A 22,541-nucleotide genomic window follows, 5' to 3' on the forward strand; every position below is an offset into this window, starting at 1 on the left:
CAAGCATGGGCTTGGACCATTTACAAGAGGAACAGCAGGCAACCGTGCTGAAGATTCGTAAACGCGTCATTGAAGCTATTGGACGTAATATGGATCTTTACGGCGTTACGCTGTCAACGGGACACTTATATGGATTGCTATTTTTTGCAGACAAACCAATGACCCTTGACGATATGGGACGGGAAATGGAAATGAGCAAAACGAGTATGAGTACAGGTGTACGAACACTGCTGGATTTGAAAATGGTAAATAAAGTGTGGAGCAAGGGCTCCAGAAAAGACCTATATGAAGTCGAATATGACTGGCATCAGACGTTTACGGATTATTTTGCAATTAAGTGGAGAAAAGCCGTGGAGAGTAACCTTCAGGTTCTACGCAAATCAATTGATGAACTGAATCGATTAGTCGAAGATCTGGATGAAGAGGCGGATGCTGAACTTATCCACATCCTGATGGAAGACAAACACAAGGTTTTGCAAGCGGAAGCATATTACAAATGGTTGGATCGGTTGATTGATACCATGGAAGATGAAGAGATATACAAGCTGGTTCCGAAGGAAGAGATTAAGGAACATTCATAATTACATGCAAAGGGCCCTTTCCGTTTAGGAGAGGGCCCTTTGGTCTGTGCAATATCTTACTGATTTATAATGAAGGAACACGATGTAAAAGATAATCTTGCCCATCGTACCAACCTATGTTCACATCTAATGTCCGATCAGACCTGCCTGAGGAAAGACTACAGATTGCTGAGCAATCTGTTTCAGTTCGTTCAGAATCTGCAACCGGCCAGCCGGGGTCCAGCATAACCGTTGCCAGTTCGAAATATCGTGAACGTTACCATACAATACAGCAGGGGATCGATTCCATGAAGCCGTTTGTTTCATGCGTCGGAACAGCTTTTCATTGGCAGGCTGAAGCGAAGCACGATGGATCAACAGGTAATCCGTGTCCAGCACCGGGATACTATCCGCAACATACTCATTTCTGGAGCTTTCGGGAGATACAAGCTCAGCGGGCTGAAGTCCCAATTCAGCATACAACAAGTGATTTAATGGATGCTCGCCAGTCCCTTGTAAGCGAATGAACTGATTCGTAACCTCGATCAGAGCCAACCTGTTTTGTCCGAAATAGGGTTGCAGGTTCAGGCTTGCTTCAAGCTTGCGAAACGCAAATTCTTTGAAATTCAGTAACGCTTGTTTCTCACGTCCGACCAGTTCGGCGATGCGAATATGGTTCTCTTTCCAGTCATCAGTGGACTCCAAGATGATGGTAGGTGCAATACTTTTCAGGCGATCGTAATAAGGCTTGTGGTAAAAGTCACCGATGATCAAGTCTGGCTTCGCCTGCCGAAGTTGGTCTAATTGTCTGGTTAATCGGCGTTCTTGTTCATATTCATCCGATTCTCGGTCAAACACACTTTGATCTTCCAGCACAGCTACCGGGCGCAGTCCAAGCGAGGCCAAGTTCTCATGGAATCCCATAATGGATGCCGTAGCTACGCGAAGTTGATCTCTTTTCATATATACGCTGGGAGCGATCCCCAAGGTTTGTTTGAATTTGCGGCTAAAATAATATTCATTGCCATACCCGACAGATACCGCGACGTCTTTGAGGACACAGGATTCCTCTGTCAGCTGTTTTTTTGCTTCGTTTATACGTAAACGATTCAGGTAATCGGTCGGTGACATGCCTTTGGCCTTCTTGAAACTGCGTGAATAAGAGCTGGGGGTGAGTCCAGCAATCTTGGCAAGCTGATCCATGCTGATTCCTTCACTCATGTAACGTCGCATATACATAATACTGCGTTCCAAGGCAGGGTCCACTTTCTCATGATTGGCTTCCAGCCGGTTCTCTGAGAGAAATTGCAACAGTTCATGCAGCTGGCTATGTATGCTGATAAAGTGATCCGGTTGCAGACCGCGATAGGTTTCATACAGTTGTTCCAAACGTAATACAGCCTGCTGCTCATGACGAACCAGCAACCTGCCTGTCTGCCAATCCAGCGGGAAGGCGGGTGAAGAGGTCATTTTCCATTCACCGCGCACTTGCTGCAAACAAACCGTATCCATGCTTAGTAATATACATTCGGTCATATTCGAGCGTGCAGCGGCCTCAATGGCTGTTCCTGGCTTCAGTACGAATAAGCTACCGGCTTGCGCCGTATAGACTGTATCATTCAGGACCAGAACACCGTCTCCTTGCAAAATAAGACAGAGCATGGGCCGTGACACCGTCTTGCCTTGCACACGGAAATTCTCCCCACGACGCACACGGCACATGGAGGAGAGGAGCGGTAGAGATGAGGTTTCAGCAATGAAGGGAAACTGTTCAGTCATACGGACCATCCTTTTGTCTTATTTTCTTAATGATAACAATTATCATTCTCATATGGAAGATGTTTTTGAAAAATAGTTTTCGACAACCAAAAAAGGACTACCAGGAGCCATGATGGCTGCAAGGTAATCCTTTTTGTTACGGACATGTCCGTTGTATGGGCTATACGCCTGAATCAACATATATGTTAGTACGGTGTCACCAATAGAATATTGTCGAGGAAAACGTCACTCATTACTTTTTTCCCTGTTCCACCCGTTTGCACGTGATACAAGCGATATTGATCTTTGGCATTGATGTAGAAGAGGCCCGCAACATCATCTCTGATATGGAATGCATCCCATTCGTCCCCGGTAAGTTTCGTTACCTTGAGAGCTGTATTAACCGAATAGAGTCCGTTGTTGCCAGAGATGTATGCAGCCGTAGATGTACCATTGGTCAACTGATTCGCCACATAAGTTACATTTGTCAGGTTCAGGTTGGCAGACTTGGTCACTTTGTTGCCCGAGACCGTTTTGGCATAAGCCTTTTTGTCTGCATCGATAAGGACAACTTTGTCTGTACCTAAGGCACTTACTTCACGAACGCTTTTGTTATGAAGCTGAAGTGTTTTGGCTGAAGTTGTTAACGCAAACGCTTTGCCTTTGGCATAATTGTAATCCTTATTGCTGTCGAGAACGATTCCTTTGTTATACACGTAAAGATTGTTTCCCCAACCACCGGAATATACAGCATTCACATCCAGTTTGGCTTTGGGATTAACCGAAGTTGCTTTGCCAGTGTTGTAGTTCACCTTATACATGACAACAGCATTGGTAGAATAGAAATCCTCGTAGGGGTCTGTATTTACCATCAGTTGCAGTTCGTTTTTGGATTGATTTGTAAAATAACGTCCTTCTACTGCACCTGCGGCAATCCGCTGCACAGCGCCAGAACCGTTGGACGTTTTGGACACAATCCACGTATTTCCATTAACCAACGCATTATAGTAGGCACGCCCTTTGGTTACCAGGAGGAATGGGAAGTCGGTATCAGCCTTGTCAGCAATCTTGGTGACAGCTGAAGCGTCACTATTGCCATTCGCGCGATAAATGGTACCTGTAGCATCCAGATAATAGATGAATCCGTTATCCGTATAATAGCTGAGTACATCCGTAGCAAATGTCTCTGCCGCATCGCTGGACCCGTCATTCGGAACCCGAAGCAGTGTTGTGGAAGAAGCAGTCTGCGTGTAGTAGAGATAAGAGCCTGCCGCGTGCAAGTCCACACCTTGAAAATCAATTAATACTTCTGTTGTATTGCTGCCATCCGCGGATACTTTGTACAAAACGCCGTCGGATTCATAATACACTGTGGATTGGCTAAGTGAAGCTGCCTGGGCTGAGGTTCCACCTCCCAATGTCACTGCTGCAATGAGTGTAAATAACAGCAATGTACAGATGGTGCGTTGTAAGTATGTATGCCTTGTTTTCATTCGTTCATCGTCCCCTTCGTTCTTCTATATGTATGTCGTTAATTCCTTATGTTATATCGGTAAACTATGGAAGATATGTTAGATCTCAAACATGAAAAAAAGAAGAGGATGAAATTGAATTTCACACCTGTCCAAACCTGAAATCGAATTGCGCATGATGCTGCCATTCCCCTCCCAAAGCGTTCTCCGCCTGACATGATCGTGATAACATTACACTCAACCAGAGCAGAGGCCAACTGACAATCCAACGACAGGAGCGAAAAGATATGATGAATATAGCAACGATTGGTACAGGGTCCATTGTGGATGCCATTTTATCTGCGATTAATGAACTGGATGATGTTACGTGTACAGCGATGTACTCCCGGAAGAGAGAGACAGCACAGGAGCTTGCGGGTAAGTATGGGGTCAGTACCATCTATACGGACCTGGAATCCCTATTTTCAGATACAAATGTAGATCTCGTATATATTGCTTCACCAAACAGCATGCATTACGAACAGGCCTATCAGGCACTTCAACATGGCAAACATGTCGTCTGCGAAAAACCGTTCACGTCCACGCTTCAGGAAGCAGAAACGCTGATTGCACTTGCAAAAGAAAAGAATCTGTTGCTGTTTGAAGCCATCTCCAACATTCATCTGCCCAATATTAAAGTCATACAGGGGCAACTACCAAAGCTTGGTCCGATCAGACTCATCCAGTGTAACTACAGTCAATACTCGCGCAAATACAATGATCTGCTTGCAGGGGAGACGCCGAACGTATTCAATCCACAATTCTCTGGTGGAGCGCTGATGGATATCAATATTTATAATCTGCATCTGGTCATGAATCTGTTTGGCAGTCCGAATGCCGTATCGTATACCGCGAACCAGCATGCAAACGGCATTGATACATCAGGTGTTGTGGTTCTCCAATATGCGGAGTTTATTGCGGAATGTGTAGGTGCCAAAGACACAAACAGTATGAACTTTGTGCTCATTCAGGGTGAGAAAGGTTATCTTCAGGTTGTGGGAGGAGCAAACGGTTGCCGGGAGATCAAGCTTCAGATCGGGAACGAGCCTGCTGCGGCGTATAATGCCCAGAGCCAATCCAATTGGCTGTACTATGAGTGGGAAGCGTTCAGGGACATCCATGCAAATGGGGATTACAAAAGGTGTTACGAATTGCTCGAACACAGCCAGTCTGTGATGAGTGTACTTATGAGTGCGCGTAAGGATGCCGGGATCGTATTTGCAGCGGACCAACGTTAATCGTTAATACGTATCGCTAATGCTGCCCATGTATAACATGTCGAAAAGATAGAGTACCGAGACCATCGAAGACATTTTGGATAACCTTAATTGTTCATTGTATCCGTAAGCCAGTAACGTTTCATCACAATGTCTGGACAGGGTTGAATGGTTGTTGCCCGTGACTGCGATGACTTTCATCTGTTTGTTGCTCAGCACTTTGGCAGCTTCAATCATGGATTGGTTCTCACCTGTGTGTGATATAACAAAAGACAGCGTCAGGTTATTGGGGTTCATCGTGTTCAAATAATGCATGTTGGGACTATTGTGAGCAATCGCAGATATGCCGAGTTCATTCCATTTGGCACAAGCCTGTTGAGCCAGATAATAATTCATATCACTGCCATAGACATCAATGCGTACGGATTCTTTGACCCAGTTCGCGATTCGTAACAAAACAGGAGCGTTTAACATCCGGCGTGTATCTTCCAGCGCCTGCTGGTACAGGTAAGGAACCGAGTCGATGGCAGCCAGCACGTTCCCTTGTTCTGCAATTGCATGATCCTGCGTTTGCAACGCGGAGGGCATCTGTTGATATTCAAGGGCAAGCTTGAGCTGAAAGTCTGGGTACCCCTTGGTACCCAGCTTTTTGCATAAGCGAACAATGGTGGATGAGCTTGTATAGGTCTGCTGAGCCAATTCATGGGCTGTAGAATCAAATACAACTTCGGGATTGTTCAGGATATGGTTCACAATATGTTTCTCCTGTGCCGTCAATTGTGAAGCATATTTTAATTTTTGAAGTAGTTTGGATTCCATACAGTTGTTCCATTCCTCTCTAGAATCATCCCATAACATATATCTCCACATCATAACCCGCGTATATTTATTTCTCAATCTGTATAGCGGAGCGACAGTGTAAATCTGTTGAATTTCTTCGCTACACTCCACATCATTTAGATCTGACTTTCCGCCAGTTGTTGACGACTATTCCATAGCGTGACGAAACGAAGGAGAACCACACTAGTGAGCATAAGCACTGCTCCAATCATGAGTAACATCCAAGGACCAATCAGCAGCATGCCACTGGCTTGACCAGCGACTAAGGCAATGAGGGGAAGGACAATTAATCCGCCGAGCTGATACGCTTCCTGGAACCCACGGACCTTGGCCGAGATCAAGACGTTCAATAAAATGACCATAAGACTACAAGCGGGAACAACCCACACCACAAGTATGATCCAGTTCAGATTGGGAAACATCAACGTTCCAAACATGGGGTACATCAGAATATTGGCAATGATTCCGTAGATCAGGAAAGTAACCCAGGATAATAGAATGGAAGGGATCAGGGCAGCTAGCACTTTGCCTTTAAAAAGAGTGCTCATACTGATCGGTGTGAATAACAACCCTTCCAGCGTCTTGCGTTCCTTTTCACCAGCGAAACTATTGGCCGTCAGAATGCTGGAGGCCATCACCGGAATGATGAGAAACAAGGGAGCGAACATATACATGGCCAAGTAATAGACAATACGATGATTATCTGTAGGCATGGAAGCAAGCTGAGGAATCTGTCCACTTTGGGTTAACGCATCCAATGATTCAAGCAGAAAGCTGATGTTGCCCAGTGAACGAAGTTCCATTCTGGAGGCCGCCCACAGGAGGGCAGAGGGCATAATAATTCCGATAATCAGTGGGACGATCAACATGGGCAACCAGAGCTGAACGCTGGCTGTGACGGACCGGATATCTTTACGTACCAGTGCACGTATGGCTTGGCGGTTATTCATGGTGGTGTGCCTCCCTTATGGCAAAATAGATACTTTCCAGATCACTGCCCGTGATGCGGGCCTGATAGACTTGACCGTGCTCCGTTAATTGCCTTAGCAGTAATGGAATATCTTCACGCGATGTTAGCTGAAATACTGCTTGATGTGCGGAGATTATTTCAGGCGTAAAGTTGGTTGCCGTGTGCCATCCATCGGGCATTTCGGCTTCTACTTCGAGCTTCGGAGTGGACAGGTACCGGCTAACAATCTCCTGTTCCGTGCCTTCCTCCACGATGCGCCCCTTTTCCATGAAAATATAATGATCACAGACGGCTGACAGTTGGGACAGCACATGGGATGAGACCAAGATTGTCATCTTTTCTTCCTTATTTAACTGACGGATAATGCGCAGCACCATCTGAATTCCATCCGGATCCAGGCCATTGGTAGGCTCATCCAGAAACAGGATGGAAGGACGGTGCAAGAGTACTCGTGCAAGGCCCAAGCGTTTCTTCATGCCTGTGCTATAGGTGCCGACGTTTCGATGCTGATAATCCTGCAACTCAAACAGAGTTACAAGCTCGTCGATTTGTTTCTTGGCATGCTTCAGGCCAAAAACATCTGCGAAGAAAGTCAGATTGTCACGCCCGCTCATATTTTCATATAATCCACTTTGTTCGGTAAGAGTGCCACACATGGCCAGTACTTTCTCCGCCTCACAAGCGGCGTCCAATCCGTTAATGGTTACCTGTCCACCGGAAGCGCCCAAGACCCCATTCATGATACGGATCAGTGTGGTTTTGCCCGAACCGTTGGGTCCAATCAACCCGGTGACACTGCCTTGTTTAACTGTGAAACTGACATCATGCAGTGCTTGATGCACCTTGAATTGCTTGGATATGTTACGTACTTCGATCATGCATATTCACCGTCCGATCTGAGTTTGGAGATTATACGTGCGGTAGGCTGATATCGTTCAAATGGACGACAAAAAAGATATTTTCCTCCTTCAATAGTCCCGAATGTAGAATGCACATTTACCCTGAAGTCTGCCTGAAATCGGGTCTCAGGTTTGTTTTCACTCTGCCTTGTAACATGTATCCTTATTTTAGGGTAGAACATCCGTTTCATTGCTATTCATAACGTGGTAATGGAAGATAAGGCCTTACGTCTCATGAATGCGTGAAATATGCTTATAACGCCGGTCTTGGTTATCCAGGGCCGGCTTGACGTGATGTTTTGGCGTGCCTGTCACGGGGAACGTCTGTTTCTAACGATTACATAATGAATTCGTCTAACACATCCATATGAATACATCGTATGGGTACATATTGTGTTTGGACGTAGAGGAAGGTGAGTGAGTCATGACAGCATCCAATGAATATCGTTTTCAAGTGAACCTGAGCGGGATGATCCAGATTTTATCCAACCATCTATATAGCAGTCCTAAAGTGTTCTTGCGAGAACTGATGCAGAATGCGACGGATGCGATTACCGCACGAACGGAGGCGGAGTCAGGGTATCAGGGTGAAGTGCGTGTTGAACTGACGGGAACAGGTGAGCAATTGACCATGATGGTGGAGGACAACGGCATCGGCTTGACTGAAGCGGACATCCATGAATTCCTGGCGATGATTGGACAATCCTCGAAGAGGGGGCAGCAAGCGCTGCTGGATGGAGAGACTTCGTTTATCGGACGTTTCGGGATTGGGTTGTTATCCTGTTTCATGGTGAGTCACGAAATTGTCATGCTGACGCAATCCGCGAAGGGCGGCCCTTCGATGGAGTGGCGGGGCAAGCCGGATGGCACCTATACGATTCGACAGTTGGACACACAGCTGTCCCCGGGGACCAAAGTATATCTGCGTTGCACACCGGACGCGGCGCACTACTTTGAACCGGATTATGTGAAAGAAGCTCTGTTCTATTACGGAGCATTATTGCCGTATCCGGTCACGCTGTATCATGACGGCGTGCAACATGTGGTGAATAGCGAGACACCGATCTGGCTGATGGACCCTGCACTCGCACGTTCACGCAGATCAGAGGTATTGGCATTTGGTGAACGTCTGCTTGGTGAGCAGTTCCAAGACTTCATTCCGTTGACGACAGCTTCAGGCCGTACCGGAGGTATTGCTTTTGTACTGCCACACGCGGTTAATCTGAATGCCAAGCGTTCTCACCGGGTTTACCTGAAGCGAATGCTGATTTCGGAGAAGGCTGAGAACATTTTGCCAGAGTGGGCTTTCTTCGTGAAATGCCTGATCTGGACAGATGAGCTTCAACCGACGGCATCACGGGAACATTTTTATGAAAATGAGAAGCTGGAGGAAGTTCGCTCCGAACTCGGAGACGCACTTCGCAAGGGACTGGCCGACATGGCTGAGAGCCAGACGGAACGGCTGCAGAAGCTGATTCGCCTGCATGCTCTGTCCATGAAGGCACTGGCTGTGCAGGATCAAGCATTCTACGCGATGATTCATCGCTGGCTGCCTTTTGAGAGTACGAGGGGTCACCGTGAACTTGGTGAGCTGATCGATGAAGGAGAGACGTTGTATTTCACGTCCTCTGTTGATGAGTACCGTCAGATTCATCATGTAGCTTCCGCACAATCGATGCTGGTAATTAACGGTGGTTATATCTATGACAGCGATTTGATGGCGACACTGCCGATGACCGTGCAAAACGTGCACACGGAGCGGTTACAGCCGGATCAGGTCTCGATGAGTTTCACCGATGTGCCACCCGCTGAGCGTAATCAGTATTATGATGCGTTGCGACTGGCCGATTCTGCCTTACAGCGCTTCCGTTGTCGAGCTGAGGTGAAAGGGTTTAAGCCATCGGATCTGCCGGTGTTGTTCACGTTGTCTCAGGAATCCTCAACACTTCGTGCGCTTGAAAAAGCAAGCGAGGAGAGCACGGAATTGTTCTCGTCTGTTCTGGGTTCATTGTCTTCTGGCATGAGTTCAGCAGGGTACTCAACCTTGTATTTGAACGTGAGTAATCCAATCATTCAGCGGGTACTGACATCACCGGATGATCAGATGACACCGATTGCCATCGAAATGTTATACGTCAATGCGCTGATGATGGGGCATTATGCCATGAGCAAGCAGGAGCTTGAAGTGTTAAATCAGGGCATTGTTCGTTTTATTGATTGGGGTTTACGTGCAAATACGGACCGTAAGGGGGATGCTTGATGAAGACAGAGATGGATTTTGAAGAACTGATGGACGAGGCCTATGGCTTGCCCAATGGTCCGGCGAAGCTCGGTATGCTGGAGGAAGCAGCAAGAGTTGCTGATGTGAACGGCATGGAGGAAGAGGCATACGAAGCAAGATCGGAGATTGTGGAGACAGCAACATTTTGCGGTTATCCGATGAAAGCACTGATTGCTTTTTCCTGGCAGCTGGGCAAGTTCGACCAACAGCCCGAAGAATATGATGAAGAAACGTTAATGTGGTCGTACAAATGGATATTGGGCAAGATGCCCGACTTCCCGGAAATATCACGCGAGAAGATCCTGGAGCTGTTGGAGGATTTCGGACGGCGTTTCAAGTCCTACGGTTACAGCGAACGCTCCTACTGGTATTATCGGTTCCGGATCTTTATGGATTTTGGGGAGCTGGAGGAAGCGGGACGCAGTTATGATCGATTCAGAACGATGGATCGTGACTTCATGAGTGACTGCGAAGCCTGTGAGCAGGATGAGATTATGCGTTATTTCTTGTTAAAAGGAGACGATGAGAAGGTGTTGGAGGTGGCACAGCCTATCCTGAAAGGGCGTATGAGCTGTGCAGAGATTCCGCATCTGACTTTGTCTGAAATTTTGATGCCGTTATATCGGTTGGGACGGACTGCGGAAGCAGATAAACATCAGACCAAGGGATATCGCATGATTAAAGGCCAGAACGATTTTGTGCAGAGTTTTGCGGAGCAGATGGATTATCTCACACGTATGAATCCGGAAAAAGGCATTGATGTGCTGGAGGAAACACTGGTGTTCGCTGCCGATCATGAAGATCCTTACGCCAAAATGTTTTTCTATGCCAGAGCAGCATCGTTGCTTCGCCGCTGGGTGGAAGAATCTCCAGAATACCGATTGCGTCTGCCAGCGTCCTTCCCGTATGAAGGTGACCCAGGCGACCTGCTCAAGCTGGCCGATTACTTTGCGGAGTATGCTCAGACCGCTGCAGCCAAGTTTGATCAGCGCAACGGGAACCACCATGTATCTTCGTTGATCGAATAGAGACGGATATAACTGAGTAACAGATCGCTATAATAAGTTATGAAAAGTAACGAAACAGGCTTGTTCGAGAAGGATCGTACCCTTCTGAACAAGCCTGTTTTTTCTTGCATCATAAGCATAATCAATCTAATCGGTATGAAGATGTTTTATTTTTATTGTGCTGAAGTCGCAGAAGGGACCGGCGCTGGTACTGGAACCGGTGCAGTTTCAGATGTCTCCTCTGCAGCTTCGGCTTCTTCAGCAGGTTCCGCTTGCGGCTGCTGAGCAGCCATCAGTTCAGCGACGATTTGATCTGTTGGTTGGGTAAGCAGCGCATACATGATCGCAGCCTCTTCCTGACGAATCAGAGGTTTGCGGGAAAGGAAATCAACGGATCCATCTTCCAGCACTTTTACCTCAGGTCCATGGATACCAAGCTTCGCCATCATCTGAACGGCTGGTACAGCCCATGGGTCCGTGTGTCCCGCAAGTTTGACATCCGTGAACAGTTCACTAGGATATTGCAGTTGCAGAATTCTCCACATCATGACCATGGCTTCCTGTCGGATAATCACTTGATCCGGCTTAAACTGCTGTTCGTCCTTGCCAGTAATCATACCCATTTCATATCCAAGTTGAATATATCCGGCTGCTGCATGGTCGGCCCAATCAGTGCCTGCAGGAGGTGTTGTTTTGCTGGGCTTCAATCCACTCAGTTTAAGCGTGTTCTCAATAAATTCAGCTCGTGTCACAGCTGATTTCGGTTGGAAAGACTTGTTAGCATCATTCTCATAATATCCAAGAGATTGTATGGCATAGATTGCTTCAGCATAAGGACTGTTCTCACGAACATCCCGGAAGCCCATAGGCTTTTGTCCTTTTTTCTCATAACCCATTGGGTTGAGGTAAGGTTCTTTCATATAGATGGTTCCATCAGCATTTTTCTTGAATGCTGTGAATTGACCGGTCAATTCATCTTTGAAGAGATTATCTTCCACTTGAATCAGGTTGCGTTGACCCAGAAAAACGTCCGAAATGCTCAATTGTCCTGGCTCTGTGCCAGCATTTTTCAGGGAACTGACGATCGTGCTAATTCGCAGATCCGCGTACAATCCGGTGAAGCGTTGCAGCTCAGCTGCGGATTGCGGCGTGTATTCCTTGAACTGTACAGGCTCTGCATATTGCGGGAAGAAACTTTGAATGAATGCCGGGTAGAACAGATTACGAAGTGCTCCATTTTGATTATACGTCAGGAAAACGCCTGTATTTTGCTCGGGAATAAAGAAGAGATAAGAGCTGAATCCGTTCAGGTCGCCTGCTTTTGTAATAACTTTTGGACTACTTCCTGCACCGGGAAGCTGAAATGCAGCTTCGAATCCATACGTGGTGTTTGGCAACAATGGGTGAATGGAAGAACGGTACTGTTCCATGCTTTTCACCGTGGATTCCTTGAGAATCCGCTCGTTGTCCTTCACGCCATCATTCAGGAAAGCGATCATGAACTTCCCAATGTCTTCTGCGGTAGACAACATGCCGCCTTGAGGCATAGGTGTTGGAGCGATGGTGTACAGATCAAGCGGGTTGTGTGCCGCATCATAGCCAGTAGCCAGCTGCTTTTGGAACTTTTTGTCCAGCATGAAACTGCTGTTATCCATTCCCAACGGTTTGAAGATATGTTGTTGCATGTAGGATTCAAAGGGCTCACCGCTTACATTTTCAACAATCATGCCAAGCAACAAGAACGAGAAATTATCGTACATGTAGGCGCTACCAGGCTCTCGAACGACAGGAGGCATATGTTGCTTTGCGTAATCCTCCATCGCTATGTACTTGTCGAAATCAGTATGGATGTCTTCCTGCTGCGGATCACGAATCTCGAATCCGGTCGTGTGGGTGAGCAGGTTCTCCACAGTTACAGGTTTGTCAAAAGGATTATCGAATTCGAGCCCTTTCACATAGGTCTGAAAATCAGCTTGCAGATCAACCTTGCCTTGCTCCACCAGCTGCATTACAGCTGCTGATGTAAACGTTTTGGAGACAGAGGCTACACGGAAAGCAGTTTTTTTCGGATCGATCGCTGTTTTGCTCTCCACATCAGAGAAGCCATATCCCTTTTCTGCCAGAACTTTGCCATCCTTCACAACAACAACGGAGGCTCCAACATAATGGGGCTTTGCCTCAGGTGAATCGAAGAATGAATCCAGAAATGCTGTAGCCGATTCGGTTGTCAGCGCTTTCGTCTTTCCTTGTTCAGCAGCTACTGGAGTCGCGGTCTCCGCCTGTACTGCGGGTACCGACAGACTGAGAGACAGGACCACAGCCATAAAAGCTCCTGTTAGGGAGGTGAACCTGAAACGGGTCTTTCGTTTGGATAAATGCATGCAAACACTCCTTTATGAAAATATTTACAAAATAGTTACCTACCCATGTATTACTGATTACTCGCCCGATAGGTTTCACGATAATAGATTCCAATGTTGGCAATCCAGATCACAGAGATCACTACAATCGGGAATGGAGCAAAGGTAAAGAGCATCGAATATAGAACCATAGAGACCATTCCAACACCAAGAAGTACATTCATCATCTGAAAAGAACGATAGGCTGCGCGATAGACAATCCATTTCTCGCCTTCATCCAGCTTCTCAAAATGATCCTTCTTCATGTTGCGCGAGTTCAGATCCAGAGTACGCTCAGGATAATAATGGTTGTATCGCTTCACAGTCAGAGTTTGCACGACCACGACGATGATAATAGAGATACATGAAGCAACGAGATTCAAGAGGTTGAACAGTTCTGGAGAATTCGGCATGGTTCGGTTGGATGCATACAAGGATAAGGCAAGTGCTGCCCAGGTAAACGTAAGAATAACGCTGAATCCGCTGAGAATCATCGCTTTTCCGAGGGAACGTTCTGCTGGAGAGATGAGTGAATCGGAATCTCCATAAGCATCATCTTCCATGGGAGGGACAGATGGCGTGCGGGAGAGACTGAAAATGTTCCACACCGTCATAACTACTACAAGAGCCGCCAGTATTGCGAATAAAAGATCATAGTCATAGTACACGGACAGCGTCCAGTTCAAGTCAGAAGGGAGTTTACTGACTCCGCTAGCTCCAAGAAAACCAACTACAGCGCCACCTGCTGCATACAAGGGAAGACGCAACCGCTTTTTGATGGACGAGGATGATGAATTTTTCATTTTAATCTCCACCTTTCAGTTCAAAGATTTTTTCGACAGGTTCACGAAATACATGTGCTATTTTTAGTGCCAGAACGACCGACGGAGAGTAATCTCCACGCTCAATCAGGGCAATGGTTTGACGGGATGCACCAATGAGTTTGGCCAGTTCTGCTTGGGATAGCCGGTCTCTGGCTCGTAACTCCCGAACGTGATTGTGTAATTCTTCCACTTGCTCACCTCCATGAACCTAATGTACATGATAATTGCTTAAATGTAAACTATAATATACAAAATGTTAAAGATCATTTACTTCTGAACGTTGATAATGGACATGAAAAAGAGAGCCTTCTGGGCTCCCTTGGATGATTATTTTGTTGTCGGAAAAGTTGCCAGAAAAGTGAAATCAAGATGCATCTGCACACGGCAGAGGTTGATTCTGTTTCTCAGCCTTCCGAAGTATCATTCGGAAAAAGACGAGCGCTCCAAGCCCCATCAGGATATACAGACCAGCCATCGCATAGGAGGGCAGAAAGGCTCCAATGGTTAACCCGAGACTGCCGAGGAGGGCAGCGGCGTTGTAACTCATCCCGTCAGCAGCCATATAGGCAGCACGGTCCGAATCTGGAATCATACCCGCAAGCATGACCTGACGAACAGGGGCGTACATCAACTCTCCAATGGTTAGCAATATAGCGGATGAGATGAGTAACCAGGCCCAGTTGCTGAAAGCCAGTACGGTGAAACCTGCGGTATAGAGGAGCATACCGACAGTCATAATAGATCGGGACTGGAAGCGACCTATCCATCTGGAGAATGGAATGGCAACCAAGGCGACCAGTACGGTGTTAATGACCATGATCAGGCTGAACATATGCAGACCTGAGATATCTGAGCCGAACAGTTGGGCGGTGAATTCATTTTTTAGACGAACAGCAATGTATTTATCCAACTGAAATTCCAGGGAGACTGCAAGTACAGTAGCCGTGAAAAATATCATGAAACGTTTGTCCTGAAAGACCGCCCAATACGTTTTCAGTATGTTCCTCTGGATGGGAGCATCGCCATAACCAAGTACACGTTTATCCATTGTTTCACGAATCATAAAGATCAAAATAAACAGGGTAACCAGGCTTTCAAGGCATACCAGACTGAACAATAGGAAACGAAATGATTCGAAAAATAGCCCGCCCATCAGTGCACCAAAAGTTACAGCAACGTTTGTTGTCCAATATTGCAATCCATATACATAATGACGTTCATGTTCACTGCTTACATCAACAATCATGGCATTAGCAATCGGCACGGTAATCCCTGAACTGAGACTGCTGAGCAGAAACATGAGACAAGTGACAATGATTAAATCCATCCACGGCGAATTGGCGATGGCCAAGCCGAGTAGAGCCATGACCTGGAGACTTTGTGCGATCACCATTAACTTCTTCCGTCCAATCCGGTCAGACCAATATCCTGCCCACAATCCCACAATCATGGAAGCTACAATATTGACCGTCAGCAATAACCCCGCCAAACCTGCGCCAATCTGAACACTCAGATAGATCGCCATGAATGGAATGATGGACTTCTGGGTCAGATCGGTGAAAAAATCAGTAATGATACGTATCCTGATGTTCAGGTGCAGATCGGCGTATTTCATAAGTCGTTTTTCTTCCTTCCCACTGGTCATGTTGATGTTACTGAGTATAATGGAGGAAAACCTGAAGAAAAACTGTAGAAGCATCCGGATGGATTTCGTATTTTAGCAGAAGGTAGGGCATATATGGACATATCAGAACATTACATTCAACTGCGATTAAACTTTCCACATGTACATGATGAACAAGAAGTACATACAACGGTAGGTGAACTCGCTGATCTATCATGTTGTACCATGCGCAACATGAACCTCATTATGAACAAATTCAAGGAGAACGGATGGGTCAGGTGGAACCCGCAACGCGGAAGAGGCAAAAAATCGATGCTGGTATTTTGTGTCCCGTTGCTTGAAGTGGCGCGTGAACGATTTGGCCATCTCCTGGATGGGAACAGGATGGAGGACGCCTATGAACTGGCTGCCGCCTTGCCAATTACGATGAGAGAACATCTGATGCAGCAAATGCAGCATCAATTCGGTCTGCGTTCGAATAAAGGGGACAGAGGACGAGTGGATACATTGCGGATTCCGCAGAATACACCTTTTAAGACTCTCGATCCAACGCAGACAGGGATGTGGGGAGAAGTTTTCATCATTGCAGAAGTCTTTGATCGTTTGGTCTGTTATCATGCTGAACGCCAAGTATGCGAGCCAAGTCTGGCTATAGCATGGGAGAGTCATGTAGATGGAAGGGAATGGACCTTTTATCTGCACAAAGGCATACCTTTTCATCATGGAAGGATACTGGATGCAGAGGACGTCAAGTTTACCTTTGATCGCATCATCTCTGACAAGAGTAACCCATGCAGGCCTCTGTTTGGTTCCATTGAGAGCATAGAAGTGTATGACCAGTTGACTGTACGTTTTGTGTTGAATAAGCCCAACTTCATGTTCCCGGATCTAATGAGCAGTATGGCTGCATCTATCCTGCCTAGAGATGTGGAGATGAACCCGCTTCATCCAATTGGAACAGGACCTTATCGATTGACTCGTCATGATTCGAAGCTGCTCGTGCTAGAGGTTTTTCTTGCCTATTTCAGAGGACGGGCTTATGTGGATCGCGTTGAAGTGTGGCAGCTCCCCCACTCGGGACGAGCGGAGTCCATCATCAAACATGATTTATTTCCGGATGTACAACCTCGTGCTGTACAGCATGAGATGCAGGGCGGAGTGTACATGACGTTTAATATGCAAAAGGAAGGGCCGCAGCATGATGTGAATTTTCGCCGGGCTGTTCAACAGCTATTGAATGCGTATGAGCTGTCGCAAGCGCTCGGAAGCACGAACACGCAGGCTGCTTATAGTCTGATTCGAGGACGAGTACAGCAACCTTTAAAGGTGGATCCAGATCAAGGGGAGCCATGGAAACAGCAATTGGAACAAATAGAATGTTCGGTCACACCTGTACCTGAACTTTCCGTGGAGACCTCACTGGCGCGGGCCTCAGCATTATTGCGTTGCAGCTCTTACCAAGGGGAGAGTTTAAGCCTGTGGGTGGAAGAAGGAGAGAAGATGGAGGCAGATATGGTCTGGTTTGCAGAGAGAAGTAAACAGATTGGCCTACATATCAACATTATGCCGGGAGATCCGGTCCATGCAGTCTATCAAGATGGGTTCGGGGATTGTGATCTGATCTATACAGGAGAAGTCTTCAATGATCATGTCGTGCTGAGTCTCGTGACGATGTACACCTTCCAGAACACGTTATTCCTGATTGCGATGAATGATCACTGGAGACATGAACTGGAACAGGAATGTGGACGAGTGGTCATGATCCAGGAACCTGCGGAGCGGTTGAGTAGATTGATTGGGCTAGAAGATCGACTGATTCAGGAGGCGTTGCTTCTGCCCACATACAGCTTCAAGGAAGAACACGCCCATCATGATTCGTTGCGAGATTATCGTCTTGCGGGGTATGGTCTGCCTGATCTGCGCAGATTGTGGGTGAAGAGAAGCCCTGGTGCTGAGGAAGAGGACACGAGTTATCCGGTGTATATTCCGTTGTGGTAGGTAGGGACGACTACCACAACGGAAATGAATCGGGCGTTCACCAGTTCAGATTATTTACGAAACCCTGGTGAATTCAATAGGCTTTGTACCCGGTTCAAGCAACAAAGGAATGGAGATGGATTGAGCAACTTCTGAAGATTCATTGAGGGTAAACGTATACGTGATCTTCAGACCGAATAACACAAATTCGACGGAGAACGTATCTTTCCCGGTGTATTCCATGGGCATTTCGATGGCGTTAAAGGTTGCTTGTAACCCGTCCGATGTTTCCTTAATAGACATCTCGCCATAACCAGGATGCGTGTAAATACCCGCATAAGCGGTGTAAGGACGATCACAAGGTGTAATGTGAGGTTCTTCAATTTTTTCCTTAACATCAGTTTCTGGATGAATAGTTAAATCCGAAGAATTTTCCGGATTAGTCTCTGGTTCTGACGGTTCTTCCCCCATTAATTTGCTCAATTTGGAACTCCAATTGACGGGCTCCAATCCAAGTAGTCGGTCCATGATATGAAAAGCAACCGTATACGGAATTATACTTCCGTTGGTATTGCTCAGAACCACGATTCCAATCTGCTCCTCTGGCAAAAAGGCGACTTGTGATGCAAAGCCATCAATAGCCCCACCATGATGAATCATGGCATGACCACGATAAGGCTCAATCATCCAACCCAGACCATATGTACTCACAGGCAGTTCATGGCTTATGAATGGCGAATCACTAGGCATCTGAGGACTATGCATAATCTTCATCTGTTCTTTAGATATGAGTGATGATCCTTCCCATTGACCTTGATGCAGCTGGAATTGAAGCCATGCAATCATATCGACTAGATTACTGTTAATGGAACCAGCAGGTCCTATGGCATCAATGGCTCGGAAAGGTATTCTCGTATTCTTACCATCCTTCTCCATATAAGGGTAAGCATAGTCAGGTTGAAGTTGCATTTTTTCAACAGAGAACAGACTTGAGTTCATACCCAGCGGATTAAATAGGGACTTCTGAACCATCTGCTCCCACGAAGTTTCATTGAGCTGTCCAACCAGATAACCTGCCGTCATGTACATTAGGTTCTGATACTGCCATTTGTTTCGGAAATCCTGATTTGGCTCCAGGTACTGTAATGTACGAACTAGTTCTTCTCTTGTACGCGGAGAGTTGTACCATACCAACTCATGCCTTGGAAGACCCGAACGATGACACAGCATGTCGCGAATAGTTATATGTTCTGTTGCTACCGGATCGAACATCCGGAAATCTTTCATATACGACTTCACAGGGGTATCCCAATCCAGTATCCCCTGATCTACAAGCAGAGCAGCGGTTGCTGCGGTAAAGGCTTTGGTACTTGAACCTATAGCAAAAAGTGTATTCGAGGTAACTTCAAGTTTGGACTCCAGGTCACGATAACCGTAGCCTTTTTGCCAGACGACTTCATCCTTATGAATCACAGCCACCGCCGTGCCGACACCATTCCATAGTTGAAGCTGCTCGTCGATGAATTCATCCAGTCCTTCCAGTGATGTGCGAAGTTTTGTTTTCACCATACCTTTGGCCTCCCAATATTCAGAATATTATGTGATTTCGCAAACAAGAATAAGACAAAGGTCTGTCAATGAAATGAATAGTTTTTCTACAATTTATCATGCCTTTTCTGGATAAAGTTAACATCCTCCCCGAGACTGATTTTGCGTAGCAATGCCGTATTAACGGACTTCACCGATTGCTTGTCAAACTAGTCCGCATATATCGAACAAGTCCCTCATAACATGTACTAATCAAGTAGGGGTTCTGCTGCAAGCACAATCCTGAAGTGAAAACATGTGCTAAAGGGGATGATGTCATGCGCCGAATATCATGGATGCTTGCCATGGTATTGGTCTTATCGGTCTTGCTTGCCGCCTGCGGGAAGAAGGATGCGGCAGCTGTGGTCAAAGATCTGAACGAAGTCGTAGGAGAGATGGAAAGTTACCAGGGGGCAGGCGTGATGACGCTGCATACCGGAGATACGCCGCAGCAGTACAAGGTCGAGGTATGGCATCAGAAGCCTTCCTATTATCGTATTGCGTTAACGAATGCCAAAAAGGATGTAACACAGATTGTACTGCGTAACGATGAAGGTGTGTTTGTTCTGACGCCCAGCCAGAACAAAAGCTTCCGTTTTCAGAGCAATTGGCCAGATAATCAGGGACAGGTATATCTCTATGAAACATTGATTCGGAGCATTACGGGGGATACAACCCGTCAGTTTGCGGACGAGAAGGAAAGCTATGTTTTTGATGTAGCTGCCAATTATAATACACACGCACTTGTCAGACAGAAAATCTGGCTGAACAAAAGTGATTATGCACCTAAACAGGTGGAAGTATCCGACTCCAATGCCAATGTTGTGGTTGATGTGAAATTCGACTCCTTCAAATTCGGGACTGAATTTGAAAAAGATGCCTTTGATATGCAACGTAACATGACTGCTGCTACAGAAAAAGGCGGCCAAACAGGAACAGATTCTGGTGTGGCTCCTGCGGAGCAAACAGGTGAGGACAGCACCAAAGAACCTGCCAATCCTCAGACTGCGCCTGAACCTGACGGAGCTGTCACTGATGGACAGACCGGTGTAGGTGGTGACACAGAGCAGCAAGGTACAGAAGGTGCTGCAACTGGTCAGGAAGGCGAAGAACCAACGCTTGCAGAGCCGGAAGGTGCAGACAGCTTTGGCGTAATTCAGCCGACGTATGCGCCGGAAGGAGTCCAGCTCAAGGACGATCAGATTCTGGAAGAAGCGGGAGACTATTCGGTTATGCTTCGTTATGAAGGAACATATAATTACACGATATTCGAAGCCAGACCACAGGATCGAGCTGTGTCGCTTGCCCCATCCCGTGTACTGGATCTGGGATTCACACTGGGCATGGTCAGCGGAGATGCACTGCAGACACTGACATGGACGACAGATGGCATAGAATATCGAATCACCAGTGCCGACCTGCCTGATAATGAAATGGTACGTATTGCAACATCGATGCAAGAAGAGTCAGGCAAATGATTTTTGAACAAGTGAACGAATAGTAGCATAAACATAAGGAATGCTAAGAAGCATCGGAGACCTGTTCTCCGGTGCTTTGCTTTGATGTAAGACAGGTATTCATCTGGCGCCGTTTTTCTTACTCGATACACCCAATAATGCAAAATGCGCTTCTACGCAGAGGGAACCGGGTAAATAATCGATATAAGCAGAATTTGCCGGGGTGGAAAATGGAATTTTGCCCTGCCAATCTCGCTTATCGGTCTTCTTCTGTGTTCGCATTTGTTCCTCAAACGGCGCACCTTACATCTGTTTTTGAATGCGAAACTTCGGTTCATTTGACAGTCACATGCTGGAGCATTACGATGGAGTCTGACGTGAGCCGGATTAAGATGATTAGAGAAGGTGACTTAACGTGCAAGGACAATATCGGCCGACCCAAGCGGAGATCAATTTGGATCATTTGTGTACTAACGTAGAAGCTTTCCGCGAGGCATTGCCTCAGGGCATGAAATTCCTCGCCTGTGTGAAGGCCAATGCCTATGGACATGGAGCGGTGGAGACGGCTAGAGAACTGGAACGAGTGGGTGTGGATTACTTAAGTGTGGCTTTTCTTGACGAAGCTCTGGAACTGCGACAACATGGGATTACGATTCCAATCCTGGTATTGGGTTATACGCCGCCTGAAGGGATCGCTGTTGCATGGCAACATGATGTGACCGTCACACTGTACAGCAAGGAAGTGCTTGACGCCATTCGACATCTGGATGCGAGCACATTCGCTAACAAACTGAAGGTTCATATTAAAATCGACAGCGGCATGGGCCGATTAGGTCTGTTGCCTGGCGATGAGGCATTGGCTTTCATTGAGGAAGTAGCTTCGCTCAATCAGGTGATGCTGGAAGGCATGTTTACCCATTTTGCCAGAGCAGATGAAGAAGACAAAACCTATACACTGGAGCAGTATAGACGGTTCCAAAGCGTGGTTCATGCGCTCAGGGATCAGGGATGTTCCATCCCGATTATACATACGGCGAACAGCGCCGCTGCCATTGATACACCGGAATTGTCCTATGATATGGTACGTGTGGGAATAAGCCTGTACGGACTGTATCCTTCGGCTGAGGTGAATCATCAGGTGGTGAAGTTGTCCCCGGTATTGACGCTGAAGACAAAAGCGGTTCTGGTCAAAACACTGCCACCCCATTGGGGGATCAGTTACGGAACCCGTTATTTTACGCAAGGGTATGAACGAATAGCGACCCTGCCGATCGGATATGCAGACGGATTCTCCAGAATGCTGACAGGTAAAGCACAAGTGCTTGTACGCGGCCGCCGCGTCCCTGTCGTCGGTACGATCTGCATGGATCAGTGTATGGTGTCGTTACAATCTTTCGCGGAAGAGGCGGAAGAAATTCAAGTCGGCGAAGAGGTTGTCCTTATCGGTCATCAGTCTGGTGGCGTAATAACCGCAGACGAGGTGGCATCCCAACTCGGTACGATTGCATATGAAGTGATCTGCATGATGGCGCACCGCATTCCACGGGTATATACCCGCGGGGAAGCAGTAGTCGCCAGAATCAATCCACTTTTGACATCCTGATAGGTAAACTGGACGTTATTACCAATA

At 46.8% G+C, this 22,541-nt stretch carries 17 protein-coding genes; 7 read left to right on the forward strand and 10 right to left on the reverse strand.

All coding sequences use genetic code 11. The annotated features are described in order from the left end of the window. Positions 1 to 5 precede the first annotated feature (5 nt). A complete protein-coding gene (locus MHB43_RS07065; RefSeq protein ID WP_221819156.1) occupies positions 6 to 581 on the forward strand; it encodes a GbsR/MarR family transcriptional regulator in 576 nt (191 codons plus the stop codon). A 126-nt stretch (positions 582 to 707) separates the two neighbouring features. Here the strand turns inward: MHB43_RS07065 and MHB43_RS07070 are convergent, their stop codons facing one another. Then, entirely contained in the window at positions 708 to 2,339 is a 1,632-nt protein-coding gene (locus MHB43_RS07070) for a helix-turn-helix domain-containing protein (RefSeq protein ID WP_339182754.1), read from the reverse strand. 185 nt (positions 2,340 to 2,524) lie between these two features. After that, a complete protein-coding gene (locus tag MHB43_RS07075) occupies positions 2,525 to 3,811 on the reverse strand; it encodes a DUF5050 domain-containing protein (protein ID WP_221819158.1) in 1,287 nt (428 codons plus the stop codon). Positions 3,812 to 4,080: 269 nt separating this feature from the next. On the opposite strand from MHB43_RS07075, the gene MHB43_RS07080 reads away from it, so the two are divergent. Next, on the forward strand, positions 4,081 to 5,067 hold the full coding sequence (locus tag MHB43_RS07080) for a Gfo/Idh/MocA family protein (protein WP_221819337.1): 987 nt from the start codon (positions 4,081 to 4,083) through the stop codon (positions 5,065 to 5,067). 3 nt (positions 5,068 to 5,070) lie between these two features. On the opposite strand, the gene MHB43_RS07085 is transcribed toward MHB43_RS07080, so the two are convergent. From MHB43_RS07085 to MHB43_RS07095, 3 genes are all read right to left on the reverse strand, one after another. Further along, on the reverse strand, positions 5,071 to 5,865 hold the full coding sequence (locus MHB43_RS07085) for a MurR/RpiR family transcriptional regulator (RefSeq protein ID WP_339182756.1): 795 nt from the start codon (positions 5,863 to 5,865) through the stop codon (positions 5,071 to 5,073). Positions 5,866 to 6,002: 137 nt separating this feature from the next. Beyond that, entirely contained in the window at positions 6,003 to 6,836 is an 834-nt protein-coding gene (locus tag MHB43_RS07090; RefSeq protein ID WP_221819160.1) for an ABC transporter permease, read from the reverse strand. Beyond that, positions 6,829 to 7,734: an ABC transporter ATP-binding protein gene (locus MHB43_RS07095; RefSeq protein WP_221819161.1), complete on the reverse strand. Its 906-nt coding sequence runs from the start codon at positions 7,732 to 7,734 to the stop codon at positions 6,829 to 6,831. The genes MHB43_RS07090 and MHB43_RS07095 overlap by 8 nt, the downstream gene beginning before the upstream one ends. Before the next feature lie 445 nt (positions 7,735 to 8,179). On the opposite strand from MHB43_RS07095, the gene MHB43_RS07100 reads away from it, so the two are divergent. Beyond that, entirely contained in the window at positions 8,180 to 10,015 is a 1,836-nt protein-coding gene (locus tag MHB43_RS07100; protein WP_405131611.1) for an HSP90 family protein, read from the forward strand. Then, positions 10,015 to 11,064 (forward strand): hypothetical protein, encoded by a 1,050-nt coding sequence (locus tag MHB43_RS07105; protein WP_339182761.1) that lies wholly within the window; start codon positions 10,015 to 10,017, stop codon positions 11,062 to 11,064. Before MHB43_RS07100 ends, MHB43_RS07105 begins: the two co-directional genes overlap by 1 nt. Before the next feature lie 152 nt (positions 11,065 to 11,216). Here the strand turns inward: MHB43_RS07105 and MHB43_RS07110 are convergent, their stop codons facing one another. From MHB43_RS07110 to MHB43_RS07125, 4 genes are all read right to left on the reverse strand, one after another. Beyond that, complete coding sequence (locus MHB43_RS07110; RefSeq protein ID WP_221819164.1) at positions 11,217 to 13,424, reverse strand: serine hydrolase; 2,208 nt, start codon at positions 13,422 to 13,424, stop codon at positions 11,217 to 11,219. Between the two features lie 50 nt (positions 13,425 to 13,474). Further along, positions 13,475 to 14,245 (reverse strand): DUF3169 family protein, encoded by a 771-nt coding sequence (locus MHB43_RS07115; protein WP_221819165.1) that lies wholly within the window; start codon positions 14,243 to 14,245, stop codon positions 13,475 to 13,477. Between the two features lies 1 nt (position 14,246). Beyond that, positions 14,247 to 14,456: a helix-turn-helix transcriptional regulator gene (locus MHB43_RS07120; protein WP_017690042.1), complete on the reverse strand. Its 210-nt coding sequence runs from the start codon at positions 14,454 to 14,456 to the stop codon at positions 14,247 to 14,249. Positions 14,457 to 14,630: 174 nt separating this feature from the next. Next, positions 14,631 to 15,881 (reverse strand): MFS transporter, encoded by a 1,251-nt coding sequence (locus MHB43_RS07125; protein ID WP_339182767.1) that lies wholly within the window; start codon positions 15,879 to 15,881, stop codon positions 14,631 to 14,633. 123 nt (positions 15,882 to 16,004) lie between these two features. Here MHB43_RS07125 and MHB43_RS07130 point away from each other — a divergent pair, with 123 nt between their 5' ends. Beyond that, positions 16,005 to 17,888 (forward strand): ABC transporter substrate-binding protein, encoded by a 1,884-nt coding sequence (locus MHB43_RS07130; RefSeq protein WP_405131612.1) that lies wholly within the window; start codon positions 16,005 to 16,007, stop codon positions 17,886 to 17,888. A gap of 54 nt (positions 17,889 to 17,942) precedes the next feature. Here the strand turns inward: MHB43_RS07130 and MHB43_RS07135 are convergent, their stop codons facing one another. After that, the gene (locus tag MHB43_RS07135; protein ID WP_405131613.1) at positions 17,943 to 19,436 is read right to left on the reverse strand and encodes a serine hydrolase; all 1,494 of its coding nucleotides are present in this window, start codon (positions 19,434 to 19,436) and stop codon (positions 17,943 to 17,945) included. Positions 19,437 to 19,732: 296 nt separating this feature from the next. On the opposite strand from MHB43_RS07135, the gene MHB43_RS07140 reads away from it, so the two are divergent. Together MHB43_RS07140 and alr are read left to right on the forward strand one after the other, a co-directional pair. Further along, positions 19,733 to 20,932 carry a DUF4367 domain-containing protein gene (locus MHB43_RS07140; protein WP_339307301.1) on the forward strand — a complete coding sequence of 400 codons (1,200 nt, stop codon included), beginning with the start codon at positions 19,733 to 19,735 and terminating at the stop codon, positions 20,930 to 20,932. Between the two features lie 394 nt (positions 20,933 to 21,326). Beyond that, positions 21,327 to 22,514 carry an alanine racemase gene (gene alr / locus MHB43_RS07145; protein ID WP_405131614.1) on the forward strand — a complete coding sequence of 396 codons (1,188 nt, stop codon included), beginning with the start codon at positions 21,327 to 21,329 and terminating at the stop codon, positions 22,512 to 22,514. Positions 22,515 to 22,541 lie beyond the last annotated feature (27 nt).

Origin of the sequence: Paenibacillus sp. FSL H8-0317, assembly GCF_045040685.1 — a bacterium.
In the GTDB taxonomy this organism is placed as follows: Bacteria; Bacillota; Bacilli; order Paenibacillales; family Paenibacillaceae; genus Paenibacillus.